We start from the raw sequence: 21,039 nt of genomic DNA, 5'->3' as shown, positions 1-21,039 counted from the left end.
GACACAAAAGAGCTCGCCCTAAAATCGTTATCGAGTCAGGAGTTTTGCTATGTCTACAAGGCTGAAAGGAGAGGCTCTCGCACCTTTTCTGCACATCGTCAAACAGTATGAACGCTGCATCAAGGACAAGGATGTCGATGGCATGATGTCACTGTTTGTGGATGACAACGAACCCCACAGTTTCGGACTGCACGTCAACCTCAACAGCCGGTCTGCTATTGAGCAGCGCTACAGTGATTATTTCAACAGCGAGGCCGGTTTTGAATCTGAAATTGAAGAGCCTGTCGTCTATTTGCATGGTGAAGCCGCGTGCATGTGCGCCCAACTGAGTATAAAAGGCCATGAGCACCCAAAGGTGCGCGTCACCGCCTTTCTTGAGAATCACTCAGGCAAATGGCTGATTCGTCATCAGCATATTTCTCCATCGCCAGAGTAACATACGCATCAACGCCCTTCTCTTTCTCAACAAAACTACACCAGTAGTTCACAATAAAAACACTATTTTAAAAAAATCAACCTGTCACCAGTTCGGGCAGCCAAAACCTACCATCTCATTCAGGTTCTGTTCAGGATGAACAGACTAATATGCCCGCAATTTCACTGTCCCCATAAAAGGTGACCCATGTATTTACTGTTTGATCAATCTTCGGAACCTCCGTCTACGTTGGCGGGCAACAGATAAAGGATCACCTTAAAGACCGTGGTGTTCCTGCCAAGTGTCTGTTGCCTGCCTGAAACCAGAGGTTAACAACACGACACTGACACATTGCAGGATTAACGCCATGTTCAACACACAGGCTCGCACTGCCGCCATCGGCAACGCATTCAACACTCGCGCTGAAACCACTCACAGCGAATACCTGAACCAGTCCGTTATGGATCACTTCCAGTCCCGAATTGGCTGGATGGTTATGCTCGCCCTGTTCGGATTTATCTCCGGCTACATCATCACATCCTTTGAGGACACCCTGTCCAGCCTGCTGATTCTGGCGGTTTATATTCCGATGATTGCAGATAGTGGCGGTAACAGTGGTAGCCAGGCGGCGTCTGTTATCATTCAGGCACTGGCAAAAAACGATCTGCACACCGGACTGTACCTGCGTGTTCTCTGGAAAGAGCTGCGGGTTGGTATTATGACAGCGGGTGTCATCTCTATTATTGCTTTCTGTAAGGTATCACTCTTGAGCGGGGATGCGGCTTTGCCCATGGATACCAGCCTGTTTGAAGTCGCCTTTGTTATTTCATTCGCTCTGGCTGTGCAGATTGTTCTCTCTACCCTGATCGGCGCTACCATTCCTCTCGGCGCTTCCCGGGCAGGCATTAATCCGGCGGTAATGACCAGTCCAATGCTGACCAGTGTCGTAGATATCTCTGGTATGCTGATCTACTTTGGTCTGGCGACCAGCATGCTGAATATTTGATCACAAACACCGCTCGGGGTGTAGTTCGCACCCCGAACCAGATAAAACGCTATTTCACGCCACCTCTGTTTTAGCCATTTCCCGAAGCTGAAACTTGAGCACTTTTCCGGATGCATTCAATGGTAGGCTGTCTACAAACCTCACATGCCGGGGCACTTTGTAGTTCGCCATTTGCTGACGACACCAGGTAATAATGTCTTCAGCTTTTGGCCGGGAAGAAACCGAAGGAATGATATAAGCCATTGCCACTTCTCCCATGCGTTCATCAGGTACTCCGACAATGGCAACCTGTGCAATCGATTGATGGGCACTAAGCACATTCTCGATCTCGGCAGGATAAACGTTGAAGCCACCGGTAATGATCATGTCCTTTATCCGGTCAGTGATGCGTAAATAACCCGCGTCGTTCATAACGCCGATATCGCCCGTGTGCAGCCAGCCGTTTTCATCAATGGTTTCGTTCGTAGCGACGGGATTATTGAAGTATTCAGCCATGACATTATGCCCCCGAATCACCACTTCTCCGGGCTCGCCACGTGTAACTTCCTGACCATCGGGGTCAACACACAGCACCTCCACACCGGGCATTGCCCGCCCTGAAGTCGTTGCAATCAGCTCAGGGTCATCACCTGACCGGCAGATGGTTGCAAAGCCGCACACTTCAGTCAGACCATAAGCCGTGATAATGGTGTCAAAGCCAAGCCGGTCATGCATATTATGAATCATGCTGACAGGTATGGCTGCAGCGCCGGTGACAGCCACCCGCAGTGATGAAAGGTCGTACCTGTCCAAGTCAGGCTTCGAAAGAATTGACTGGTACAATGTTGGCGGACCTGGCAGCACAGACACTTTCTCGCTCGCAATGGCCTGCAGAATGGCATCTACATCAAACACCTGCATGGGAATAATGGTACAGCCTCGCATCAGGGCAGCGATAAAACCGGCTTTATAACCAAACGAGTGAAAGAACGGATTAACAATCAGATACCGATCACCAGACTGCAAACCAACCACTTCACTCCAGTCGGCAATCACACCAAGATTCTGCTTATGCCCAGTGACCACACCCTTAGGCTTGCCAGTGGTGCCGGAAGTAAACAACAAATCCGACATATCTTCTGCCGACACCAAACTCTGACGACTACGGATGCGCTCTTCATTAAGCTTCTCACCAAGCGTCAGGAAGTGTTCAAAGCTCATTCGGTTCTTGTCGTTAGTTCCGGGAACTGATGGGCGGAAAGTGATAATTGTATCAAGCTCCGGCAAGTCTTCACTTTCCAGCAACGACGAATAATCACAACCCAGAAACTCATCAATACAGAACAGAACATTAACCCCGGCACTGCGCAGCACATAGGCTGCTTCAGACCCTTTCATGCGGGTATTAAGAGGAACCAGAGCAGCCCCTGCTGTCTGCAACCCCAGCGCACACACGACCCACTCCCAGATATTGGGTGCCCAGATAGCCACCCGATCACCTCGCTCCACACCCATTGCCAGCAGGGAAGCTGCAGCCTGAACCCTGAGCCGGTCCAGCTGCTGATAGGTTAACGTGACATCGCCATCTTCTATCGCATGACGCTCGGCAAACTGGCTGGCGACACGATCCATCATTTCTGGAATGGTATTGCCGGTTATCGGATCGGCCATACTGAACACCTGTTTTATTTATTATTGTTTATCAGACTGCTTCAGCCACTTCCTGCTGCTCTACAGGTGCCTTCTCTGCACTCGTTCTGGCATCATCATCATCCTGTACAACGTGACGCCCGGCTCTCCTGCCGGAGAAAATGCAATCCGCAATAGATAGTCCACTGACGTATAAATGAGAAGCAACGCCAACCGCATTACGTCCTGCAGAATAAAGACCTTTGATTTCCTGACCTTCTTCATTCAGCACTTCGCCGGTTGCTTCATTCACCTGCAAACCGCCCAGAGTAATCATCGGGCATGGGAACTTGTCATTGGTGACATCAAGATCCAGAACATACCAGGGGCCTTCATCCAGATTCGCCATAAAGCTTTCAGCCTTGCCCAGTGCATCTCTGGTATTGGTTCTGGCATCTTTGCTATAGCCGTGCAGGGTTTTGACCAGGGTTTCCAGAGGTGCTCCGGTGTATTCAGCCAACTCTGCCAGTGTGTTCGCTTTTTTCGAAGCAACAAAAATAGCCATCAAAGCAGGCATGTACTGGAAGAACGGTAACTTACCCGGAATCGACTGCGACAGTGCCTGCTTGCGCAGTTCCGCATTAAAAATCAGTGATGCCTGATTGCCCTGATTCTCAACCACTTCAAAACCCAGTTTGGCTCCGTAGACATCTTCACTGCAAAAACGTACACCATCCTTGTTAACCGCAATGCCACGGGCAAAAGCTATTGGCGGATTAATAAAACGCCAGACACTGATTTTGTTCATGCGATCGGTTGCGCCACCCGCACCCTGTCCCAGCCGAATACCTGAACCATTGCAGCCAGACGTACCCAGCTGCAAAGCACCGACATACTTTCCACCGTGCTGATCCATCATCGCCTGATTCATAACAAATCCGCCCGCAGACAGAACAACACCTTTGCGCGCCCGAATGCGTTTCACAACACCTTCAGCACGTTCAAGAACCGCCAATTTATCTCTTAGCCGAAAAGCCAGCTTACGAGCTGAATTGTGACAACGCTCGGCCAGCCGGTATAAACGCCTGTGCTTTCTGGCAGCAGCCGACCCAACCGGTATCTGTCGTACTTCAAGTCCTACGACCTGACGACTCTCGTCAAGAATCAACCGGGTGGCTTCTGTCTGAATCTGGAGCTTCACTCCACGGCTGATGGCCGATTTCTGTAACGCTGCAAACAACACCTCACCTGACAACCCTTTACCTTTCACCCTGTGACCACGGGGGGCAGGTTTGACTTTCTCGGCGTAAGACGACACCGACTCATTGCCTGAGTAATAAAGGTAATACTGATCAGTGGGATAGGATGTTTTGACCGGCGGTATATTCCCGGAAAATTCGACATTGTGATGTTGAAGCCATTGAAGGTTCGTTACGCTCTGATCACAGAATCGGCGAAGCGTCTCGTCACTGACAGCATCTTCAACTTCCATTTTCAGGTAATCGAACATTTGTTCCGGAGAATCCTCTACACCTTCGGACTTTTGTATGGAGGTTCCCCCTCCGGCGTAAACAACACCACCACTTCGGGCAGTGGCACCGCCTCCAAAAAACCGTTCAACCGCCAGTACCGAAGCACCCTGATGAACCGCTTCCAGCGCGGCAGCAACGCCTGCCCCACCAAAACCAACGACAACGACATCCTGTTCATCATCCCAGTCAAACTGATCTGCACTTTCAATAGAAAGTGCCTGTGGAACTTCGGTAGATTGCTGTCTGGTCATAGTTTGCTCTTTTTATTTTCTGACTAGTTGACCTCGTCCTGAACAGGCTGATGCTGAACAGGCATGACTTTCATGGATCAGGCTTCAACAGATACAGCGGTTGTCGTGTAATGACCATCAACATAAACCAGTGGATTCACATCATCACTGTTCCGTATCTCTTTTATACGACCAATAAAGATAGTGTGTGTACCATAATCGTAATGACCGTCCTGGGCACAGATCAAAACGGACTGGGCATCTGACAGGTAAGGCAGACCACGATCAGTCGTTACCCAATTACCAACCGTAAAACGATCTTCTCCACGTAAACGACCACCACAGGCGACAGAGACTTCCTGCTGCTCCAGACTTAGGATATTAATGCAGAAATCAGCGCCTTCATCCAAAGCTGAATGCATGGCTGTGGACTGGTTAACACAAACCAGTAACGAAGGCGGGTCCATGGAAAGGGAGGTCACCGAAGTGGCGGCCATGGCATGACGCTCGGAATCACCTGCACAGCTTACAACCGATACTGAGCTGGCGAGCCGTCTCATTGCCTGCAGCATATTGCCTTTCAAATCATTTTCGCTGCTCATTTACCGCTCCCGTTATCTTTATAGAGTTAGACGGAATTTTGTCTTTCAGGCTCATCAGCATCATCGTCCATCAAGACTAAAGGGCTACAAATGAACCCTATTCGCCGCAGCTCCAGAAAGCCCGATAAGTAACTAATCCATTTAGATGATGTGGGTATTGAGCGGTCTTGTTTCAATCACTTCAATACTAGGAGGCTGCCCGAGAATAGACTGCCCTACCGGCAACTGCTCCTGCGTTGCACTAGCTCCTGCATCCATGCAGTCGTGCGGTGACAGCAAATTGGTCTGAAAAATCGCTTTTTCATCCTCAATTTTCTGCCATCCTCGCTACGGGCGCTATTCTCGGGCAGCCTCCCAGATTTTCAGAATACAATCCGGGGATGCGGAGATAATAATGATGGACAAAGAACAAATCAGGCAGGAACTCTACACAAAAGCCCGGGAGCTGGTACCTGTATTAAAGCAAAGGGCACAGGAAGCCGACCTGCAAGGCTTTCTGCACGAAGAAACCATTCAGGATTTTCAGGACGCCGGCTTTTTCCGCATTCTTCAACCGGCTAAATGGGAAGGTTACGAACTGGAGCCCAAAGACTTTTTCGAGGTTCAGATGACGGTAGCCGAGGGGTGCATGTCTTCAGCATGGGTACTCGGGGTTGTGGCGATTCATAACTGGCAGCTGGCGCTGTTTGACGACCGGGCGGCACAGGATGTCTGGGCAGACGACACCAGTGTGCTGATTTCTTCCTCCTATATGCCAGTTGGTAAAGTCACCCATGTCGAAGGTGGCTACCGCCTCAGTGGCAAATGGGGCTTTTCATCAGGTTCCAAACACTGTGAATGGGCGTTTCTGGGCGCAATAGTGCCACCCAAAAATGAAGGTGAAGCTCCGGATTACCGGACATTTCTGGTACCTCGCAGTGATTACGAGATTCAGGACAACTGGGATGTGATGGGACTGAGGGCAACTGGCTCAAATGATATTGTGGTAGATGATGTGTTTGTTCCGGAATATCGCACACACCGCTCACTGGATGGTTTCATGCAGAGTAGCCCGGGCAACGAAGTGAATACTGCCCCGTTGTTCAAGCTGCCCTTTGGTCAGATTTTTGTACGCTCTGTGTCGTCTTCTGCCATTGGAGCCCTGAAAGGTGCAGTGGATGAATACATAGAATTCAATCGCAACCGTATTGTTCTCAGTGACGGCAAAGCGGTGAGGGAAGACCCCGGTGCACAGAAAGCCGCCGCCGATGCCCTGAGAGTTGTGGATGAATGTAAAACAACGCTGTTCAAAAACTTTGATATTCTGGTGAATAAAGCAGAAAGCGATGTCGCACTGGATATGGAAGAGCGTGTCAAAATGCGCTACGACTCAGCCTATGTGATGACCAAATGCGCAGAAGCTGTTAACCAGCTTTATACCTTCTGCGGTTCTTCTGTCATCTTCAAGAACCATACCGTTAACCGTGCCTTCCGTGATATTCAGACAGGACGCACCCATGTTGCCAACGTGCCTGACAAGTATGGGCGCAACTTTGGTGGCGTTGTATTTGGACGGGAAAGTACCGACTTCTTCCTCTGATAGCAGTTGCTACCCAGACTCATGCAGAGCGTTTATTAGACAAACGCTCTGCATGTTGTCCGAGAGTGTCCCAGTAATACCAATTCCGCTTTCTAAATATGACTATGAGCAAGTCATTCTGGATCGCGGGACAAGGCGGAATGACGAGTAATAGCCAGCTATTACGAGGAATTCCAACGCAGCTCCCGTGATTCAGAATGGCTGCGCAATTCATGTTTAGAAGGTGGAATTGGTATAAGGGTTCTCTCCCATCGCCTCCGCCAGATAATCGATGAAGGCACGCAGTGGCCTTGAGACAAAACGGTTTTGCGGGTACACCGCGTAGATATTGCCCACCGGAACTTCATAGTCTGGCAATACCCGCACCAACCTTTCCTGTTGAATATCCTGCCAGCAAATAAACGTCGGCGACATAACAATTCCCTGACCAGAAATAGCCATTTCATTGAGGAAATCGCCATTATTGGCAATCAATCTGGGCTTCATGGAGTAAGTGACCACCTCACCCTGGCGATTTTTCAAACGAACAGCGCTTCCCCGACTGGTTTCATATTGCAGCAAAGCATGATGCTTCAGATCTTCCGGTGTTTCAGGTATTCCTTTTTCTGCCAGATAAGCCGAGCTGGCTACCAATACCGCACTGGCTGGAGCTAAACGGCGGGCTTTCAGGCTGGAGTCCGGCAATGCGCCTATGCGTATCGCCATATCTCGCCCTGACTCGATCAGATTAACGAACCGGTCCGAGAGATCGATATCCAACATGAGACCGGGGTGTAAGCGGGCAAATTCATCAATAATCTTCACCAGATGACGACGGCCAAAAACCACTGGAACGGCTATCCGCAGCGTTCCCTGTATCTCGTGCTCCTGCTCACCAACAACGGTATGCAGTTCGGAGACAGCATCAAGAATCTGCAAAGACTGCTGATAACAGCGTTGGCCCGCTTCAGTAAGGTTTGAACGCCGTGTTGTACGATTCAGTAGCCTTGTTCCAAGACGCTTTTCCAACTGTACCAGACGCTGACTGACGGCAGACTTGGCAATGCCCAGCTGTTCCGCCGCTTTACCAATGCCTCCGGATTCCACGACCCGGACAAATACCTGTAACTCCTTAAGCTGGCTCACGTCATTGTTCTCTTTTTTGAAATTATTTTTTCACATTCATTGTGTTTTTCCCGCTCACTCTAATTCATACACTACAGGCAAACAATCTATACGACACATAGCTAATACTAAGAAACCAAAAAAGGTACTACAGCATGGATCAGGCTCAGAAACTTATCGCTCCTTTTGGTCGCTTACTCCTTTCCCTGATGTTCATTATGGCGGGCTACAACAAAATCGGTGGTTACGCAGGCACTCAGGGGTATATGGAAGCCATGGGCGTACCCGGCATGCTTTTACCACTGGTGATTATTGTTGAGTTATTTGGTGGTCTTGCCCTACTGGTTGGCTGGAATACCCGTATAGCCGCTTTTTTGCTGGCCGGTTTCACTCTGGTCGCCAACCTGATTTTCCATAACCTGACAGAGCAAATGCAGTCTTTGCTGTTTATGAAAAACCTTTCGGTTGCAGGAGGTCTGTTGATGGTAACTGCCCTGGGAGCCGGGTCCTTCTCGCTAGACAATCTGTTGAAAAACAAAAAAGCGCAACAACTGCAAACAGCCTGATTAGACAAAAGAGTAAAAGAGGTCGCTACGTCGACCTTTTTTGCTTTACAGCACACCATTACACTGTGTCATCATAAACACTGATCACCTGAAAAATGCCAGCTACATTTAACATCAGGAGGCTGTCCGAGAATAGCGCCCGTAGCGAGGATGGCAGAAAATTGAGGATGAAAAAGCGATTTTTCAGACCAATTTGCTGCCACCGCACGACTGCATGGATGCAGGAGCTAGTGCAACGCAGGAGCAGTTGCCGGTAGGGCAGTCTATCCTCGGACAGCCTCCTAGTCTGGCGAGAATAATAAACAGGAATCTCTGGTTATGACTCAAGTACTCTGGACACCATCAGAACAAACAATTAATGCCTCGAACCTTCAGGCATTTCGTCAGGCAGCCCAGCTTAAAACCGGGCAATCATTTCCCGATTACCAGCACCTTTATGACTGGAGCATTTCTGATCGAGTCTCTTTCTGGGAACTCGTGGCTGACTTTTTTCAGGTCATGTTCCATCGCCAGCCTCAGGCTGTTCTGGCTAACGATGTCATGCCCGGAGCCCGGTGGTTTCCCGACAGTACCCTGAACTATGCCGAACACCTGTTGCAGCACAGAGAATCGGACGAGCCCGCCATTATTTTCCGGGGAGAAAAAGGACAGCGGCAATCCCTGAGCTGGCAGAAACTGTATCAGGAAGTAGCGGCCGCCCAGAGCGGACTGGTTCAAAAAGGTATAAAAAAAGGTGACCGTGTCGCAGCCTTTATGCCCAACTGTCCGGAAACCATCATTATGATGCTGGCGACCACGGCACTGGGAGCTATCTGGTCTTCCTGCTCACCTGACTTTGGTTTTCAGGGCGTACTTGACCGCTTTGGGCAAATCGAACCCAAACTGCTTCTGGCCTGCGATGGTTATTTTTATGGCGGAAAAACCATCGACTGTAAAGACAAGGTGGCGGCGATTCAGCAGGCGATTCCGTCATTGCAGCAAACGGTGCTGGTACCGTTTATGGAGCCCGGTCTTTCTTTGAGTGAATCGCCCCTGACCAGCACCCTGTTGTACTCAGACTTTACCGCACAAGCCAGTCACGCCATCCACTTTGAGCCAGTCGCGTTTAACGACCCTCTGTTTATTATGTATTCATCAGGAACAACTGGCGTTCCTAAATGTATTGTTCATGGTCATGGTGGTACGTTATTACAACACTTGAAAGAACTTGCCCTGCACACTGACCTGAAGTCTACCGATACGTTTTTCTACTTTACGACCTGCGGCTGGATGATGTGGAACTGGATGGTATCAGCCCTGGCTTTAGGCACCACTCTGGTCATTTACGACGGTTCACCTTTTTCACCCGGGCCTTCGGCGTTGGTGGACCTACTGGAAGAAGAACAGGTCAGCGTGTTTGGTACCAGCGCAAAATATATTGCAGCGCTGGAAAAAGCCGGAGTAAAACCGGACGAAACTCATGACCTAAAGCATCTGAAAGCCATTTTGTCCACGGGCTCGCCACTTCTGCATGAAAGCTTTGATTATGTTTATCGCTCCGTGAAAAACGACCTGTGTCTTTCATCGATTTCAGGCGGTACTGATATTGTTTCATGCTTCGCACTGGGCAATCCGGTTCTGCCAGTCATTCGCGGTGAACTGCAGTGCCGGGGACTCGGCATGGATGTGCAGTTTGTCAACGATGACGGAGAACCACGGTCTGAAGAAAAAGGCGAGCTGACCTGCCAGTCAAGCTTTCCCTGTATGCCGGTTGGGTTCTGGAACGATGAGGACGGAAGCCGTTATCAGAACGCTTATTTCAACCGTTTTCCCGGCGTCTGGGCTCATGGAGACTATGGCGAACTGCGACAGTCCGGTGGGGTAGTGATTCATGGCAGAGCAGATGCCATATTGAACCCGGGTGGTGTTCGTATCGGAACGGCTGAAATCTACCGTCAGGTAGAAAAAGTCGAAGCCGTCCTGGAAAGTATTGCCATTGGTCAGGAGTGGGAAAATGATGTTCGTGTCGTATTATTTGTAAAACTTCGCCCCGGAGTTTCCCTGTCTAATGAGTTAACAAAAGAGATTAAAGACACCGTTCGCCAGAACACCACGCCCAGGCACGTTCCGGCTGTCATCTTACAGGTAGAGGACATACCCAGAACCATCAGTGGCAAAATTGTCGAGCTGGCGGTGAGAGATATTGTTCACGGCAAACATGTGGAGAACACCGAAGCTCTGGCCAACCCGGAGGCACTGGAGTACTTCCGGGACAGGGTCGAGCTGAAGTGACAGAGCAGGTTTGAAATCTGGCGCTTATGCCGTAGCCAGTTCTTTTTCAGTGCCGATAACAAACTGGTACAGATCCTCGTAAGAATCCCACAGATGTGCACCAAACAGAGGATCGGGGTTATCATTCAAGGCGTTAGTGACAGCGGCAACGTCTTCTTCTGTCAGAAGCTTTTGCATGGCGGGTATCATGCAGGTGTTTTCCAGCCTGAGGTGGTTGATCTGCAGGTCGGCATAGCGCTGGTAATCGGCCAGAAGGGCATCTATTGGAATAATCTGGTCGTTTTTTATGGACTCAAATCGATCAATGAGATTATTGGTCAGCTGACTGATTTCTACATGCTGGTCTTCTATGACCTCCAGCTTCTGACGCAACTCGGTATCTGTAATTCTCGGACGTAACTTTGCCAGCAGCCGTGATTCGAGTGGATGATGAAAGCTGTCCGGATAATTATGAAGATAATCCAGCGCATCAATAATGACAGATAGCCGCGGCCGCCGGCTTGCCCCTTCCTTATAGTTTGCAATTTCCTTGTCCAGACAAACCAGTAAACGTGTCAGGTGTTCATGATCTTTTATAATTCTATCGATCAACATCGACATAATGCTCCCCCTTGTGAAGGACAGCTTTTTATCAGTGCCGGGATAAAAAGTTATCCAGAACCTATGGTTGTTATTGCTGTTAGGTTACTTGCATCATGCCTTGTTGGAAAAGTACCTATTCCCTATACATTGACCTGAGTCAATTTCAAAAGACTATCTGACTGATTTATAAAATGAAACCGATCTGCACAGGCTACCTGACAAATGAACGACAACAAACGTATTTTTAACCGCTCTGACCTGAGAAAGTGGTTGGGCGATACTCGTCAGACCGCGCTGAAGAATGGTTCGCTGCAATCACTCTCTACGGAATTGATCACGCTTTCCGATAGGGTACCTTTCGAAGTCAGAAAACTGTCCAGCCTCAGAAAAAAACCTTCTCTTCAGATGGCGAAAGCTTCTGGCAGAAACCCGTTTCTGCCTTACGAGCAAGAACTGTACATCTGTCATGTTGCACCAGACAATGTTGCACCAGACAGTGTCGCATCAGATCATGTGATTCTTCTGAATAAATTCAACGTCATTGATGACCACCTTCTGGTCGTTACCACTGACTTTGAAGCTCAGGAAACAGTACTGGCAGAGAAAGAATTTCAATCCATACTGACTGTTATGGGAGCCTTCCCGATGCTGGCATTTTATAACAGTGGTGCCGAAGCGGGAGCCAGCTAGCCCCATCGCCATTTTCAGGCATTTCCACTGCCATCCCTGCCCATTGATCAGGCTCTGAAATCAGTCAGCGAGAAGCAAGAACGCATAGTGGAACTCCCTTTTCCCAATTTAGCTGTGGATATAAAAGGAAAAACGGCCGAGAAGGTCTACAAACTCTACCTTGCAATGATCAGCCAGCTTGATAGCGGGAAATCTTTACCATCAGCGCCTGAACCTTATAACCTTCTGATGACTGACCACTGGATGATGGTGATTCCCAGAGCCCGGGACCGTTATCAGGGCATTTCGATTAATGCCCTCGGGTTTGCCGGGCTGATACTGGTGAAAAATGATGAGCAACTGGAAACGGTTCAGTCTGTTGGTGGCAGCAGGTTACTGGCTGAAGTTTGTCGTCAGGACGTTTTCTGAACGGTTTGTTCGCCTGAACATGGCTATATGAGGAATACCATCTTCATCATACAAATCTCCTGAAGCAACAAAGCCATAATCACCATAATAGTTTTGCAGGTGTGCCTGGGCGCTCAGGTAGATATCATGGTCAGGGTACACTGCTTCAGTGAGTTTAACCGCCTCAGCGAGCAGTTTGCGTCCAAGTCCTTTTCCACGAAGGCTGTTGTGGGTTATGACTCTGCTAATGGCTGCCTCGGGCTTTAGGGTTCGGGGGGGAATAACCCGGGCATAGGCGGCAAGGGTTTTATGTCCATCGTCGTCAGTGGACCACCCCATAAGATGATAAGCCCTTGGATCGACGCCATCAGCATCTTGATAAACGCAATTCTGCTCTACAACAAACACCGACTGACGCAGTGCCAGAATCTGATAAAGCTGATTCAGCGACAGTTTGTCAAAATGACACCATTCCCATTCAACCACTGCGGAACTTCCTGATCGTTAAAAGGTTAAATGTACCAAAATCAGAATGGAAAAAAATGAAAAGCTGCGTCACCATCGTGGCAGACGCAGCTTATTGAGAAGCACTTCAGGAGGCTGTCCGAGAAAAAGACAGTGGGTTACAGTTCGTTCAGCATTTCTGCTGCCGGACGGTAAGGCAGGTTTTGAGCCTCAGCCACTGACTGGCAAGTAATGATGCCCTTGCAAACATTCAACCCTTCAAGAAGGTGCGGGTTGTCTTCCATCGCTTTTCGTGCCCCTTTGTCAGCGAGCTGCAATACATAGGGCAAAGTCGCGTTATTCAGTGCCAGCGTGGAAGTGCGTGCCACAGCACCCGGCATATTAGCAACACAGTAATGCACCACATCATCGACAATAAACGTTGGTTCATCGTGAGTGGTGGCAACAGCCGTTTCAGCACAGCCACCCTGATCAATGGCAACATCAACAATCACAGAGCCTTTTTTCATCTTCTTGATGAGGTCCCGTGTAATCAGCTTGGGGGCAGCCGCGCCGGGCAGAAGAACCCCGCCAATGACCAGGTCAGCGGTAGTGACATGATCTTCAATAGCGTGGGATGTTGAATAGACCGTACGAACACGGTTGCCATATTGTGCGTCGAGCTTGCACAGTACTTCTACAGAACGATCCAGAATAACGACTTCAGCGCCCATGCCAACGGCCATGGCAGCAGCATTCTGCCCGACGACACCACCACCGATAATGACCACTTTGGCCGACTCAACACCGGGCACACCTCCCAATAGCAGACCGCGACCTGACATGGATTTTTCCAGACAGTGGGCACCTGCCTGAATCGACATACGACCAGCGACTTCAGACATGGGGGCTAACAGAGGGAGACGACCGTTTTTGTCAGTGACTGTTTCGTAGGCAATACAGGTGGCACCGCTACGAATCAGATCCTGAGTCTGGGCTTCATCCGGTGCAAGGTGCAGATAGGTAAACAGTGTATGATCAGGGCGCAGTCTGGCCCGTTCTTCTGACAGAGGCTCTTTAACCTTGACAATCATCTCGGCTTTGGCAAACACTTCGTCTGCTGTTTTGAGAATGGTCGCACCGGCTTCGGTGTAATCGTCATTGCTGAAGCCAACGCCGTCCCCGGCATGACTCTGGACAAAAACCTCATGTCCGTGTTCGACCAGCTCTTTAACAGAGGCCGGTGTCAGCCCAACACGGTACTCATGGTTTTTTATTTCCTTAGGTACACCAACCAGCATAATATGCTCCATTCAGTATAAAATGTAGTTTTATGATCAAGTATAAGGATTTTTATTAGACGTATACCCTTTTTATAGTTTTTTATTAAAACTTAATGCCAGCAAATCAATTAAAAACAGATCTTTTCACCAAGCACCGCAAAACCACCACCTTTCCACAATCATTACACTTCTTTAAACATTTACAGGTGCTGTAAATTTATGAAAATAGACTGCAAAAGGGTGCTTCAGGTCAAAAAACCTTAACGAAAGAGTGATATTCTACGCTCGAATTTTACAAGACAGGTTAGCCCTGGAGGCTGCAGTGCCCGACCCCAGATTTATGCTTGAATACCTACAGCGTGTGGGTGTGGAAGTGAAACAAACAATAGACAGCGACGATCTTAAAGCGGAGTATCTGCGTCATATTTATCGAGTTGACGCACGAGACAAGCTGATTGATCAGGATGGTAAGCCCAAAGGTAAGCCATCTAATCCAAGACATTTGCACTGAACCAAAAACATCCAACGAAAAGAACAGATTCGATCAAGTAAAATAATTCTTTAAATCCATTTTTAACAAAAAAATACCCTTATCCATACTTTAACCTTCAGTGCCATCCCAAAATAGACGACACTGAAGGTTTAAATCATTCCTTACCTAACTCAAGACTGATTCTGCCTGAGGCGTTGGGCACGAACTTCCTGCTGACGAATTCGGATGGCTTCGAGCTGGGCTTCCGGCATCAACGATTCGCGCTTAGGGTAGTGCGTTTTCATCATCTTCAATACTTGTCTTGGGTTCTCACGCGCCTGAAAGATTTCCAGTACCGGATCTTCGGTACCCTGCATCCAGGACTCCAGCTCGGCACGATACTCCTTGATAATGTCCTGATAGTCAGGGTGGTCAATCAGATTGTTCAAGTTGCCCGGATCGTTTTCCAGATCATAGAACTCTTCCAGTACACGTTTACGGAACAGCTCTGCCCGTTCAATCTGCTTTTTATCGCCAGACTCCTGCATCAGGGCAATGGTTTCGCGGTCATAGCCCACACGGAACTCGGAGAAACCGGTAAATGGGTTAAAGATGTACCCGTACTGCTTGCTTTGCACCGCTCTCATTGGGGTAGCAGGGCCACCAATTTTGTAATCGATCTGGGCAAAAGTGTAATCCCGATCCTGCTGTTTCTCACCACGCAGAACAGGCAGGAAAGAAACACCGTCTACATTCTCCGGGACATCAATATCGGCAGCATCCAGAATGGTCGGCATAAGATCAACAGTAGAGACCATATGCTCTGTATCGGTCAGGCCGTTTTTGAGCTGTCCACCCGGCCACTGCACCAGCATTGGAGTTCGGGTGCTGGCAAGGTAAGTATTCGCTTTGGCAAATGGAAAGGGTGAGCCATTGTCGGATACAAACATCACCAGTGTGTTTTCAGCCTGACCGGTTTCCTCCAGAGCCTCAATAACACGGCCAAAGGTATCATCCAGGCGACGTACTGAATTGTAATAATGGGAGAGATCCAGCCTGACTTCAGGATAATCGGGCAGATAGGACGGTACTGTCACTTCGTCAGGATGATAAAGCTGAGATGGGTTTTCTTCGCCATCAAGCCTGTTCTTTTCAGGGTCATGGAATACACGGTGTGGATCGTGAGAATTCACCATCAGGTAGAATGGCTGTCCGGCTTTTTTGCTTTCTTTAATAAAGGCCTTGGTTCTCTGGTAATAAAGCTCTGGTGAGCGACCGGAGCCCAGATCCTCAGCATCGTAGGAATAGTCCCAGCTGAAATCCAGATCCGGTGTTGAGTGAACCACTTTACCCAGCACACCGGTACGGTAACCATTGTCTGCCAGAACACTCATCACGGTCGGGTTTTGTTCTTTCATGTTGATAAAGCCCATCATCCCGGACGATGTACTGTACATGCCTGTCGCCATCACTGAGCGGCTGGGCATACAGATCGAATGGTTGACATGGGCATTGGCAAACTGGACACCCTGTTTAGCGAATCGATCCATGTTGGGGGTTAAGTTGGGAAGCTCATTATCGAACAAGCTGTACGCTTCATAACCCAGATCATCCGCTGTAATCAGCATGACATTGACGGGAGCGCTTTCCGCCCACACGAAACCCGTGGCAGCAAGACAGCCTGCTGCCAGCAGAGAGGTGCATTTCTTCATGATACTTCCAGTGATATTCTGCTTATCTTCACATCACAGGTTGCAGGGTCTGTAACCATTGTGCAGTACCATGATGTGATTTTGAGTTGGCTGAAGATTGGGTATGTTCAGCGAGCCTGACTATATCGGGTATAAAAACCGGTCTCGTTAGGTAGTTATGACTATTTCGTCATGTTATTGATCTGAATCGATTTTTTTAACTATTTTGATAATTTTTTAAGTGCTGGTTCTATGTTTTTGATGGACACTATTCTCTGGATATTTCCTGCTTTGTTGGCTCTCTGGTACTGGTCAGACACCTCCAAAGCTCGGGAAATCGCCATCACCCACGGCAAAAGGGCCTGCAAGGATATGAACCTGCAGTTTCTGGATGGAACCGTTGTACGTTATAAGACTCGCCCCAAACGCGGGCCTGATGGTCAGATGTGCCTGTCAAGGGACTTTAGTTTTGAATTTACACCTGACGGTATCCGCCGTTATCCCGGCCATATACGCCTGCTGGGCGTAAGGTTACAGATGATGGATATACAGTATCCTGATGAAGCCGGAGCACAGGATAACAATGTTATTCTTTCTGCCTCTTATAAAAAAGAAGGCGTTGCTCAATCCGGAACCGTCATACCGTTCCCCGGACAGAAAAAATGATCTTGCATTGTTGCAAAAATAGTGACTCTCGCGCAAAGGCAGTCTCTGGTAGAATGCGCGCACTATTATCTTCTTGAAGGGCTTGCAGTATGAGTTACGCAAGAGAACTGAAAAAAGGCCAGATTGTTCAGATTGACCGTCAATACTATCTGGTTCGTCAGGTTGAAACCAAAAGTCCTTCGGCTCGTGGCGCTTCAACACTCTATAAGTTTCGTTTTTCTTCCGTTCCTGGCGGACAGAAACTGGAACAGACCTGCACAGGTGATGATCAGTTCACCGATGTAGACCTGTTAAGACGTACTGTCTCACTCTTATATAAAGAAGGCGATGAGTACACGTTTATGGATTCTGAAGACTACGCCCAATATCTGGTAAATAGCAGCACCATTGAAGATCAGCTGCTGTACCTGAGTGATGGCATGGAAGGGCTGACCGCCCTGTTGGTTGAAGGACAATTGCTGGCGATAGAGCTGCCTGCTTCTATTGCGTTGGAAATTATCGATACCTCACCAGCCATTAAAGGCGCTTCGGCTGCGGCCAGAACCAAGCCAGCGAAGCTCAGTACCGGGCTGGAAGTGCAGGTTCCCGAATATCTGAGTATTGGTGAAGTCATCAAAGTGAATACTGAAACAGGCAAATTTATGTCCAGAGCCTGATCCTTATTCAGGCAGCAGAGCCCGAATCGCTTGGCTGCCTGTTGGTATCCGTTTTTTTATCTTTATCCAGCTATTCTTAACAACTCAAAGAGCATTCAAGATCCCTGTCCATTATCCGATAAAACCCTACACAGCTCCGTAAGCAGTACACTAAAAAATGCATAAATAGAAATAACAGAAAGAGACCTGTTAACTCGTTTTTCTATTTGTTCTGTCATATTTATGCAGCTCAATTATGATTAAGTGCTCATAATAATAATTAATTCTTATTTATAGATTTAATTGTTATATAAAAGGGTTTCTGTATAGAAGCCAGCAAAACCGGATGCTTTACTGATTAAATACGGGATAATTCCTTGCCAGCATGGTGTATAGACTGGCAATATATTTATTGGCGTTAATGGATAAACGTCAGGGAAGGATAGACACCATGGATGGACGTAAATTATTTCACTGCCGCCATATCTGTCGATCACTCAGGCAGCTGCTTGTAATGGCAATTGCTCCTGCGGCATGGGCTGAAGCGCCTGATACTAACAGCACAATCAGCTACGCCAAATACCTGAATCAATTCTCTAACGACGTCGCTCAAATCGATTCTTATTCGCCTTCCAGATCTCAACGACTTTTTTCTTCTAATCATCAAGACGACATGCCAAAACTGGATGTTAACGCTAAATCCAACAAATTCACCCAAAAGAAAGTTGGCAAATTTATTTATAAAGCCTTTAAAGACCCTAAAAAACTCTCCTCTGATGCTGCTGCCAGTGCCGCTTATCTTGGCTTGGACGCACTGGGATTTGCCAAACCAATAAAAGAGCGTGTTGAATTCCTGAAAGAAAAAACCCGATTTAATTTTGGGAAGTGCGGAAAAGTTGAATTCAGCGGCAAACTTAAGGCGGAAAGCTGCCTTATGGACAACTCTAAAATTGAACTCAACTCCAACTACAAAATGGACTCTGTGACGGTAAACTTCAAATGGTCGCTCTGATAGCTACTCAGAGCGATGGCCTCCTTTTAACTGCCTGATGCAATATTTCTCTTGATACCATACCACTCCTGATACAATACGCCACCTGATTCAACAGCAGGAAGTTACCTTGAACACACATAAGCAGTATGCCCTGTTTCGTGACAGGATCGATTCGTTCACAGACTGGAAGCTCACCGCCGCTGCTACCGCTGTTTCCGAACGAGCATGGCCGAATTTCGCGCTATTTTCTGAGCTGGCCGAATACGGAGATAGCCCAACCGTCAGGCATTGCCTGAACATGCTATGGGACAATATAGCCGGTCACCAGTCTTCTAAAAACTTTGAACGCCTGCTGGAAAAAATCGACGACAACACACCAAATCCCGATGACTTCGATATGTTTGGTGTTCAACCAGCCCTGGATGCCATTGTCAGTATCAACTGCGCCATAAATTGTGCCATGACGCCAAGTCATGATGAAGCCGCCAGCGCTCTTACGCTGTCTCTCAGTACCATAGGTAAGTTTATTCGCTATGCCGAAGTACCTGATTTGAATGGTACCGAGCTGGCTCAATACATTGAAGAACACGACCTCTACAAACAACATATGGGCTTTTTGGATAACATGCTGGATATACTGAAAACCCAGAAAAAACAAAACCCTGATTTTATGAAAGAGGTCAGGGCGATGGCTCAAAATGATGGCATCAGTCAACTGGGGATTTCGTTAGACTGATTACTACTTAATATTGTTTACAATATCCCGCAGCAGACTGTAAATTTTGTTCTCAGCGTTCGACATGGCATCGTAGTTCTGATTGTGCGTTGTCAATGCTCTTTGCAGTTGGACAGTCTGCAGCTGGTTGCTGCCAGTGAGATTTTCCTTGGCAGATTGAAGCCCTGTTTTGAGAGTGGCCCACTCTTGTTGTGTAAGCCTGCCCTCTCCGCTGGAATCATTGAGGGTAATTTTCAGTGTATTAGTGATAATATCCTTTTCTGCACTTGTTAATGCTGGCAGCCCGCCACTGTATTCTTCATTAAGGTTATTTTGAAAAGCAAGTTTACGAGCAGAGTATCCGCTAACCTGAACATCTGCATCGTTTGGGTCGGTTCGGGTCAAGCTGGCTAAGTTAACACCATCATACTCCCAAGAGTTCAACCCTCCTGCTTCCAGCAAAACGTGACCATCGTTATCCAGCGTATCCAGCGTATTGCCATTCAAAGCAGCTGCAACAATCTTGGGATCTGCCGTGTTCACATCATTGATGGTCATTCCCTGATTACCACGCTTGATGGTAATCGTCTGAATATCTGCCAGACCACCGGAAAAATCACTGGAATCAAAGGCTACACCGGCGGCTCCTGTTTCGAAGGTGATTTCAGTACCATCATCAAGAACCATTGTCATATCATTCATGACAGGAATACCAACTTCACTTGCATCTGCACTGCCACCAGCTGCTACTGGAATGAGGGTCTTATCTTTATAGATCAGCTGGTTACCCTCAGCATCTACCAGCGTAAATGAGGTGTTACCTGCATCATCCGTCTGAAATCCCAATCCATAACCATTATCCAGAACAATGTTCTTACCGTTTTGGGTCCAGGTTGGAGCGTCATAGTTACTGTCACTGTACTGGGCAATGTTAGCCTTGTTAATCAGGGTATTAACAGAGTGCAGTAGGTTATTGGATGTCTCAATGTCCTTTGCAATCCGGCGCACTTCGCCATCAAGCATACTACCCCGTTCCAGATAAACAGCCGCAATAAAGTCCTGCTGACTCAATGCTGCCGGATCAAGGGTTTGAAAAGAAATGTTATTATTATTTACGCCATTAACATTACTCATGCTGCACGCATCCTTGCTTTATTCACAGATGTGCATAGATCGGTTTTATACAAACCCGGTACGGCGTCTCCGGACTGTAGATTTGCTCTTGCTTTTTGGTTTGAGAAGATTACTGGCCACTCTGATTTCTCTGCGCTTTTCTGAGGCCTCTTCAGACATTCCCTGCTTCAGCTCTTCACTGAAGCGAACCAGCTCTTGACGGGCCTTGTGTCTTTGTTTGACTGTCCAGCGGTCACTATTAATGAAATCTCTGAGGGCTTTACGATCCAGGCCTACATTCTCTATGAACTGAGCCTGTTGCTTTAAGCTTTGACTGGCCTGACTGAGAACAGCTTCAGATTCCTGCTGCACCAGAAAGCTCGATTTGCTGAGTTTGGTAATATCTACCAAGCGGATGCGGGATGCCATTCCCTGTCTCTCCATAAGGTTGCTA

The 21,039-nt window shown here is 48.1% G+C and carries 22 protein-coding genes; 12 read left to right on the top strand and 10 right to left on the bottom strand.

Annotation, left to right across the window (positions count from 1 at the left end; all coding sequences use genetic code 11):
• The first annotated feature begins 49 nt into the window (after positions 1-49).
• Both EZMO1_RS06520 and EZMO1_RS06515 read left to right on the top strand, forming a co-directional pair.
• Positions 50-436: a YybH family protein gene (locus EZMO1_RS06520; protein ID WP_034874622.1), complete on the top strand. Its 387-nt coding sequence runs from the start codon at positions 50-52 to the stop codon at positions 434-436.
• A gap of 346 nt (positions 437-782) precedes the next feature.
• Positions 783-1,421, top strand: coding sequence for a magnesium transporter (locus EZMO1_RS06515; protein ID WP_051789737.1), 639 nt, complete (start codon positions 783-785; stop codon positions 1,419-1,421).
• Between the two features lie 54 nt (positions 1,422-1,475).
• Here the strand turns inward: EZMO1_RS06515 and EZMO1_RS06510 are convergent, their stop codons facing one another.
• The 3 genes from EZMO1_RS06510 to EZMO1_RS06500 all read right to left on the bottom strand — a co-directional run bounded on the left by EZMO1_RS06510 (position 1,476) and on the right by EZMO1_RS06500 (position 5,393).
• Positions 1,476-3,071 (bottom strand): FadD3 family acyl-CoA ligase, encoded by a 1,596-nt coding sequence (locus EZMO1_RS06510; RefSeq protein WP_034874623.1) that lies wholly within the window; start codon positions 3,069-3,071, stop codon positions 1,476-1,478.
• Positions 3,072-3,102: 31 nt separating this feature from the next.
• Complete coding sequence (locus EZMO1_RS06505) at positions 3,103-4,812, bottom strand: FAD-binding protein (protein ID WP_034874625.1); 1,710 nt, start codon at positions 4,810-4,812, stop codon at positions 3,103-3,105.
• A gap of 77 nt (positions 4,813-4,889) precedes the next feature.
• Positions 4,890-5,393: a flavin reductase family protein gene (locus tag EZMO1_RS06500; RefSeq protein WP_034874627.1), complete on the bottom strand. Its 504-nt coding sequence runs from the start codon at positions 5,391-5,393 to the stop codon at positions 4,890-4,892.
• Positions 5,394-5,787: 394 nt separating this feature from the next.
• Between EZMO1_RS06500 and EZMO1_RS06495 the strand changes: the two genes are divergently transcribed.
• Positions 5,788-6,972 carry a flavin-dependent monooxygenase gene (locus EZMO1_RS06495; RefSeq protein WP_034874629.1) on the top strand — a complete coding sequence of 395 codons (1,185 nt, stop codon included), beginning with the start codon at positions 5,788-5,790 and terminating at the stop codon, positions 6,970-6,972.
• Between the two features lie 216 nt (positions 6,973-7,188).
• Here EZMO1_RS06495 and EZMO1_RS06490 read toward each other — a convergent pair whose 3' ends face one another.
• Positions 7,189-8,097, bottom strand: a complete 909-nt coding sequence (locus EZMO1_RS06490; RefSeq protein ID WP_034874632.1) for a LysR family transcriptional regulator — start codon at positions 8,095-8,097, stop codon at positions 7,189-7,191.
• A gap of 134 nt (positions 8,098-8,231) precedes the next feature.
• On the opposite strand from EZMO1_RS06490, the gene EZMO1_RS06485 reads away from it, so the two are divergent.
• Both EZMO1_RS06485 and EZMO1_RS06480 read left to right on the top strand, forming a co-directional pair.
• Complete coding sequence (locus EZMO1_RS06485) at positions 8,232-8,642, top strand: DoxX family protein (protein WP_034874634.1); 411 nt, start codon at positions 8,232-8,234, stop codon at positions 8,640-8,642.
• Between the two features lie 318 nt (positions 8,643-8,960).
• Entirely contained in the window at positions 8,961-10,913 is a 1,953-nt protein-coding gene (locus EZMO1_RS06480) for an acetoacetate--CoA ligase (RefSeq protein WP_034874636.1), read from the top strand.
• A gap of 24 nt (positions 10,914-10,937) precedes the next feature.
• On the opposite strand, the gene EZMO1_RS06475 is transcribed toward EZMO1_RS06480, so the two are convergent.
• Positions 10,938-11,507 (bottom strand): hemerythrin domain-containing protein, encoded by a 570-nt coding sequence (locus EZMO1_RS06475; RefSeq protein ID WP_034874639.1) that lies wholly within the window; start codon positions 11,505-11,507, stop codon positions 10,938-10,940.
• A gap of 210 nt (positions 11,508-11,717) precedes the next feature.
• Between EZMO1_RS06475 and EZMO1_RS06470 the strand changes: the two genes are divergently transcribed.
• A complete protein-coding gene (locus EZMO1_RS06470; protein ID WP_034874641.1) occupies positions 11,718-12,185 on the top strand; it encodes a hypothetical protein in 468 nt (155 codons plus the stop codon).
• An 87-nt stretch (positions 12,186-12,272) separates the two neighbouring features.
• Positions 12,273-12,593, top strand: a complete 321-nt coding sequence (locus EZMO1_RS06465) for a hypothetical protein (RefSeq protein WP_034874643.1) — start codon at positions 12,273-12,275, stop codon at positions 12,591-12,593.
• Here the strand turns inward: EZMO1_RS06465 and EZMO1_RS06460 are convergent.
• Positions 12,558-13,058: a GNAT family N-acetyltransferase gene (locus EZMO1_RS06460; RefSeq protein ID WP_034874645.1), complete on the bottom strand. Its 501-nt coding sequence runs from the start codon at positions 13,056-13,058 to the stop codon at positions 12,558-12,560. The genes EZMO1_RS06465 and EZMO1_RS06460 overlap by 36 nt on opposite strands.
• Positions 13,059-13,195: 137 nt before the next feature.
• Complete coding sequence (gene ald, locus EZMO1_RS06455) at positions 13,196-14,317, bottom strand: alanine dehydrogenase (protein ID WP_034874647.1); 1,122 nt, start codon at positions 14,315-14,317, stop codon at positions 13,196-13,198.
• 304 nt (positions 14,318-14,621) lie between these two features.
• Between ald and EZMO1_RS06450 the strand changes: the two genes are divergently transcribed.
• Positions 14,622-14,810, top strand: a complete 189-nt coding sequence (locus tag EZMO1_RS06450) for a hypothetical protein (protein ID WP_145912500.1) — start codon at positions 14,622-14,624, stop codon at positions 14,808-14,810.
• A 152-nt stretch (positions 14,811-14,962) separates the two neighbouring features.
• Here EZMO1_RS06450 and EZMO1_RS06445 read toward each other — a convergent pair whose 3' ends face one another.
• Complete coding sequence (locus EZMO1_RS06445) at positions 14,963-16,483, bottom strand: sulfatase family protein (RefSeq protein WP_034874651.1); 1,521 nt, start codon at positions 16,481-16,483, stop codon at positions 14,963-14,965.
• Between the two features lie 231 nt (positions 16,484-16,714).
• Here EZMO1_RS06445 and EZMO1_RS06440 point away from each other — a divergent pair, with 231 nt between their 5' ends.
• The 4 genes from EZMO1_RS06440 (at position 16,715) to EZMO1_RS06425 (ending at position 19,493) form a co-directional block, all read left to right on the top strand.
• A complete protein-coding gene (locus tag EZMO1_RS06440; protein WP_051789741.1) occupies positions 16,715-17,128 on the top strand; it encodes a DUF3301 domain-containing protein in 414 nt (137 codons plus the stop codon).
• Between the two features lie 89 nt (positions 17,129-17,217).
• Positions 17,218-17,784, top strand: coding sequence for an elongation factor P-like protein EfpL (efpL, locus tag EZMO1_RS06435; RefSeq protein ID WP_034874653.1), 567 nt, complete (start codon positions 17,218-17,220; stop codon positions 17,782-17,784).
• Positions 17,785-18,184: 400 nt separating this feature from the next.
• Positions 18,185-18,775, top strand: a complete 591-nt coding sequence (locus tag EZMO1_RS06430) for a hypothetical protein (RefSeq protein ID WP_222842203.1) — start codon at positions 18,185-18,187, stop codon at positions 18,773-18,775.
• 109 nt (positions 18,776-18,884) lie between these two features.
• Positions 18,885-19,493 (top strand): DUF416 family protein, encoded by a 609-nt coding sequence (locus tag EZMO1_RS06425; RefSeq protein WP_034874657.1) that lies wholly within the window; start codon positions 18,885-18,887, stop codon positions 19,491-19,493.
• A gap of 3 nt (positions 19,494-19,496) precedes the next feature.
• Here EZMO1_RS06425 and EZMO1_RS06420 read toward each other — a convergent pair whose 3' ends face one another.
• Both EZMO1_RS06420 and EZMO1_RS06415 read right to left on the bottom strand, forming a co-directional pair.
• A complete protein-coding gene (locus EZMO1_RS06420) occupies positions 19,497-20,606 on the bottom strand; it encodes a hypothetical protein (RefSeq protein ID WP_034874660.1) in 1,110 nt (369 codons plus the stop codon).
• Positions 20,607-20,651: 45 nt separating this feature from the next.
• Positions 20,652-21,014, bottom strand: coding sequence for a hypothetical protein (locus EZMO1_RS06415; RefSeq protein ID WP_034874662.1), 363 nt, complete (start codon positions 21,012-21,014; stop codon positions 20,652-20,654).
• Positions 21,015-21,039 lie beyond the last annotated feature (25 nt).

Origin of the sequence: Endozoicomonas montiporae CL-33 (assembly GCF_001583435.1) — a bacterium.
GTDB classification, from domain to species: domain Bacteria; phylum Pseudomonadota; class Gammaproteobacteria; order Pseudomonadales; family Endozoicomonadaceae; genus Endozoicomonas_A; species Endozoicomonas_A montiporae.
Note: the sequence above shows the minus strand (reverse complement) of the source record. Positions and strands in the feature narration are given on the sequence as shown.